This window comes from Micrococcus sp. HMSC31B01 (assembly GCF_001816085.1).
In the GTDB taxonomy this organism is placed as follows: Bacteria; Actinomycetota; Actinomycetes; order Actinomycetales; family Micrococcaceae; genus Micrococcus; species Micrococcus luteus.
This window is the reverse complement of the sequence record NZ_KV825337.1, coordinates 1-4,626: the sequence shown is the minus strand read 5'-3', so window position 1 is coordinate 4,626 and position 4,626 is coordinate 1. Positions and strand designations below refer to the sequence as shown.

5 protein-coding genes are annotated in these 4,626 nt (G+C 75.6%); 3 read left to right on the top strand and 2 right to left on the bottom strand.

What is annotated here, in order from left to right:
• The coding region (locus HMPREF3105_RS10430; protein WP_141762511.1) for a Y-family DNA polymerase at positions 1 to 686 on the bottom strand (686 nt) is incomplete at its 3' end.
• Between the two features lie 56 nt (positions 687 to 742).
• Here HMPREF3105_RS10430 and HMPREF3105_RS10425 point away from each other — a divergent pair.
• The gene (locus tag HMPREF3105_RS10425) at positions 743 to 1,858 is read left to right on the top strand and encodes a polyprenyl synthetase family protein (RefSeq protein WP_063189733.1); all 1,116 of its coding nucleotides are present in this window, start codon (positions 743 to 745) and stop codon (positions 1,856 to 1,858) included.
• Between the two features lie 42 nt (positions 1,859 to 1,900).
• Here the strand turns inward: HMPREF3105_RS10425 and HMPREF3105_RS10420 are convergent, their stop codons facing one another.
• A complete protein-coding gene (locus HMPREF3105_RS10420; protein ID WP_044659490.1) occupies positions 1,901 to 2,299 on the bottom strand; it encodes an Rv2175c family DNA-binding protein in 399 nt (132 codons plus the stop codon).
• A gap of 210 nt (positions 2,300 to 2,509) precedes the next feature.
• On the opposite strand from HMPREF3105_RS10420, the gene HMPREF3105_RS10415 reads away from it, so the two are divergent.
• The gene (locus tag HMPREF3105_RS10415; RefSeq protein ID WP_063189735.1) at positions 2,510 to 3,682 is read left to right on the top strand and encodes a LysM peptidoglycan-binding domain-containing protein; all 1,173 of its coding nucleotides are present in this window, start codon (positions 2,510 to 2,512) and stop codon (positions 3,680 to 3,682) included.
• 54 nt (positions 3,683 to 3,736) lie between these two features.
• Positions 3,737 to 4,626: protein kinase domain-containing protein (locus HMPREF3105_RS10410; RefSeq protein ID WP_246830377.1), on the top strand; the 890-nt coding region annotated here is incomplete at its 3' end.

Sequence of the window (4,626 nt, the reverse complement as noted above, 5' to 3'; positions counted from 1 at the left end):
CCGGCGGCCCCGAACGACGCCTCCAGTCGCGCGGGGTCCACCCGGGCGAGGTCGCCGATGGTCGCCACCCCCCGCCGGGCGAGCCGCTCGGCCGCCTTGGGGCCCACGCCCCACAGCCGGCCCACGGGCAGCGGATGGAGGAAGTCCAGGGTGCGCTCCGGCGGCACGATCAGCAGGCCGTCGGGCTTGGCCGCGGTGGACGCCGTCTTGGCCACGAACTTCACGGCCGAGCCGCCCACGGTGCACGGCAGCCCCAGCGCGGAGCGGACGCGCTCCCGGATCAGGTGGCCGATGTGCTCGGGCGGGCCGAGCCGACGGCGCGCGCCGGCGACGTCGAGGAACGCCTCGTCCACGCTGAGCTGCTCCATCACGGGGGTCACGTCCGCGAGCACGGCCATCACCTCGGCGGAGACGGCCCGGTAGAGCTGCTGGCGCGGCGGGATGACCACGAGGGGCGGGCACAGGGCGCGGGCGTGCGCCAGGGGCATCGCCGAGCGGACCCCGTAGGCCCGCGCCGCGTACGAGGCGGAGAGCACCACGGACCGGCCGCTCGGGGCGGCGACGGCGGCGGGACGCCCCTCGAGGTCGGGCCGTTCGCGCAGCTCGACGGACAGGAAGAACGCGTCCATGTCCACGTGGAGGATCGTCGCCTCATCGCGGGGTGCAGCGGGCGCGGTCTCGGACATGGACCGAGCCTATCCGGGACCGGCGATCCGTCGCGCGGCGCGGCTAGGGTGGGGCCATGCCCGCCGACGTCGCCGTCCCCCGCCCCCGTCCCGCCGACCAGGACCGCTTCCGCGCCGCCGTCGCCGACGCCCTCGACCGCCTGCTGGCGGAGCACCGGGACCTCGCCCGGGACGTCCACCCGCTGACCGCGCCCCTCGTGGACGCGATCGCGGACCTGACCGCGGGCGGCAAGCGCCTGCGCGCCGTCCTGGCCTGGCTCGGCTGGCGGGCGGCCGGTGGCGAGGCGGAGGACCCCCGCATCGCCGAGGCGGGGGCGGCGTTCGAGCTGTTCCAGGCCGCGGCGCTGATCCACGACGACATCCTGGACCGCTCGGACACCCGCCGCGGGATGCCCAGCGTGCACCGCCGCTTCGAGTCCCTCCACCGGGAGGCGGGCTGGCGGCACGCCGCGGAGCACTTCGGCGTCTCCGCCGCGATCCTCGCCGGCGACGTCGCGCTGGGGATGAGCGAGACGGCCTTCGCGCGCGTGCTCGCCGGCACGCCCCGGGAGGACCGGGCGCGGGTCGAGCTCGAGCGGATGCGCTTCGGCGTGATGGCGGGTCAGTACCTCGACGTGGTGGCCGAGATGGCCCCGGCGGCGCGCGACGCCCGCGAGGCCGAGGCGGCCGCCGAGGCGGTGGTGGAGCACAAGTCGGCGCGCTATTCGGCGGTGCACCCGCTCGCCCTCGGGGGGCTGCTGGCGGGGGCGGACGACGGGCTGGTGACCGCGTTCGCCCGGGTGTCGCTGCCGTTCGGCATGGCCTTCCAGTACCGGGACGACCTGCTCGGCGTGTTCGGCGACCCGGCGACCACGGGCAAGCCCGCGGGCGACGACCTGCGGGAGGGCAAGCAGACCGTGCTCATCGCCCGCGCCGTCGAGCTGCTCGCCCCGGACGAGGCCGCCGCGCTCGACGCGGACCTCGGCGACCCGGACCTCGGTGCGGACCGGGTGGCCCACTGGCAGGGCGTCCTCGAGGCGTGCGGCGCGCGCCGGGCCGTCGAAGAGCGGGTCGCGGCGCTCTCGCACGAGGCGGCCGGGGCCGTGGCGGGCCTGCTCGCGCACGGCGTCCCCGAGGACGTCAGCGCCGAGCTCACGCAGCTGATCGACGCCTACACGTCGCGCCGCCACTGAGCGGCACGGACCCCGCGGGCTAAGGCCGCCCGCGGGGCCGGCTCACCAGGCCAGGGCCTGGGCGCGACGCCGGATCTCGGTCTTCCGGCCGTCCCGGAGTGCGTCGATGGGCCGGCCGGGCAACGACTCGTCCTCGGTGAACAGCCAACGGAGGGCCTCCTCGTCGGAGAAGCCGGCGTCGGCCAGCAGCACGAGCGTGCCCTGCAGGGAGTCGAGCACGCCGGTCTCGGTGAGGAACAGGGCCGGCACGGACCGCACCGCGGGCTCGGGACGACGCACGGCCAGCAGGCGGCGATCATGCACGAGGTTGTGGACGCGGGTCACGCGCTGGTCGAGGTGCTCCGCCACGTCGGGCACGGAGAGCCACTCGCCCACGAGGGCGTCGAGCTCGGCGGGGATCGCGTCAGCGGGGACCGGGGTGTCGGAGGAAGTGGTGCTCACAGGCGCCAGCCTACGTGGCCGCCGACGGGCCCGGCCCATCGCGCCCCGGACGGCATAGATCTCAGTATGGTCACGAAGATCACATTCCGATAACATCGCCGAGGCTCCATGGCCGGGCGCCGACGTCGTCGGTCGACCGCGGGGGCCACGGGTCCCACCCGTCACTTCCCCGTCGTGTTCCATCCATCCGATCCGATGCCGAGGTCTGCCGTGCCCCACACCCCCGTCCGCTCCCGCTGCCTGCGCTCCGTCCTGACCGGCGGCGCGGTGCCCCTGCTGCTGCTCACCGGTCTGCCCGCCCAGGCCCACGCCCAGGAGGCGGCGGTGCACACCGTGCGCCCGGGCGACTCCCTCACCCGGATCTCGGCCGCCCGCGGCGTCTCCGTCGCCGACCTGCTGCGGTTCAACGGCCTGGGCCTGGAGACCGTGCTCTACCCGGGTGACGAGCTCCGCCTGACCGGCGCGGCGGCCCCGGCCCCGGCCGCGGGGACCTACACGGTGCAGCCGAACGACGGGTGGTGGGTCATCGCCCGCCGCACCGGCGTCTCCGCCGCGCAGCTGCAGCGGCTCAACGGCATGAGCGCGTCGAGCATGCTCCACCCGGGCATGGTCCTGACCACGCAGCGCACGGCCGCCGCACCGAAGGCCCCCGCGTCGCCCGCCCCGACCACGACCCCCGCCACCGCGCCGGCGTCGACGACCCCGACGGCGGCCGGCGGGACGGTCCGGTACACCGTGGTCTCCGGCGACTCCCTCTGGGGGATCTCCCAGCGGTTCGAGGTCTCCATCCCCCGTCTGCGCGAGCTCAACGGCCTGACGCGGGCCTCGACGCTGCACCCCGGCGACGTGCTCGTGATCTCCGACGGCACCCTCGAGGTGGAGCCGGTCTCGGCCGTCCAGGCGGTCGGCGACACCTTCCTCGGGCGCACCTACGCGCCGCACGTGACGGCCTCGGCGAACGAGAACCTGCGCCTGCTGCGCTCCGTCCCGCAGCCCACCCCCGAGCAGATGCAGCAGATCGTCCGCGAGACCGCCGAGCGGATGGGCGTGGACCCTCGCCTGGCCCTGGGCCACGCGTACACCGAGTCCCGCTTCCGCATGGCCTCGGTCTCCCCCGGCAACGCCGTGGGGGCGATGCAGGTCATCCCGATCACGGGCGAGTTCGCCTCGGAGCTGGTGGGCCGCGAGCTGAACCTGCTGGACCCCCACGACAACGCGGTGGCCGGCGTCGCGTTCATCAAGTACGTGCAGGACCGCACCCCCACCCTCGATGAGGGCATCGGGGCCTACTACCAGGGCCTCGGCGGGGTGCTGGACAGCGGCCTGAACCCGGAGGCACGGGACTACGTGGCCAAGGTGCGCGCCGCGATGGCGATGTTCTGATCCGCCGGCGGCGGACCGCCCCGAGGGGTCCGCCGCCTGTCCTACCCTGGGACGATGAGCAGCGCACGCCGCGACCCCCTCGTGGGGGGCATCGTCGACGGCCGCTACCGGGTCGTCGAGCGGCTGGCCCGGGGCGGCATGTCCACCGTCTACCTGGCCGTGGACGAGCGTCTCGACCGCCAGGTGGCGCTCAAGGTCATGCACCCGCACCTGGCGGAGGACCCCGTCCTCGTCGGCCGGTTCGAGCAGGAGGCCAAGACGACGGCGCGGCTGTCCCATCCGCACGTCGTCGCGGTCCTGGACCAGGGCCACACCGAGGCCGAGGACGGCGACGTGCTGGCCTACCTCGTGATGGAGCACGTGCCCGGCCGCACGCTGCGCACCGTCATCCGGGACCGTGCACCGCTCTCGCCCCGGGAGGCGCTGCGATTCCTGCGTCCGCTCGTCGACGGCCTGGCCGCCGCGCACGGCGCCGGACTGGTGCACCGGGACGTGAAGCCCGAGAACGTGCTCGTCCGCGACGACGGCCGGGTGACGGTCGCGGACTTCGGCCTGTCCCGCGCCGCCACGGCCCACACCATGGCCGGGCAGGCCGTCGTGGGCACACCCGCCTATCTCGCCCCCGAGCACATCGCCGGGGCGCCCGCCGACGCCCGTTCCGACGTGTACGCCGTGGGCATCATCCTGTTCGAGCTGCTCACGGGCCGCCAGCCGTACACCGCGGCGACCGCGCTGCAGGTCGCCTACCGGCACGTCCACGAGCGGGTCCCCGTGCCGTCCACGCTGCACCCCGGGCTCCCCGAGGACCTCGACGACCTCGTGCTGTGGTGCACCGAGCCGGACCCGGCCGACCGGCCCGCCGGTGCCGGCGAGCTCCTGCACCGCATCGAGGCCGTGGCGGCGGGCCTGGACCCCGACGCACCGGACCGCCGCCCCGCCGCGCA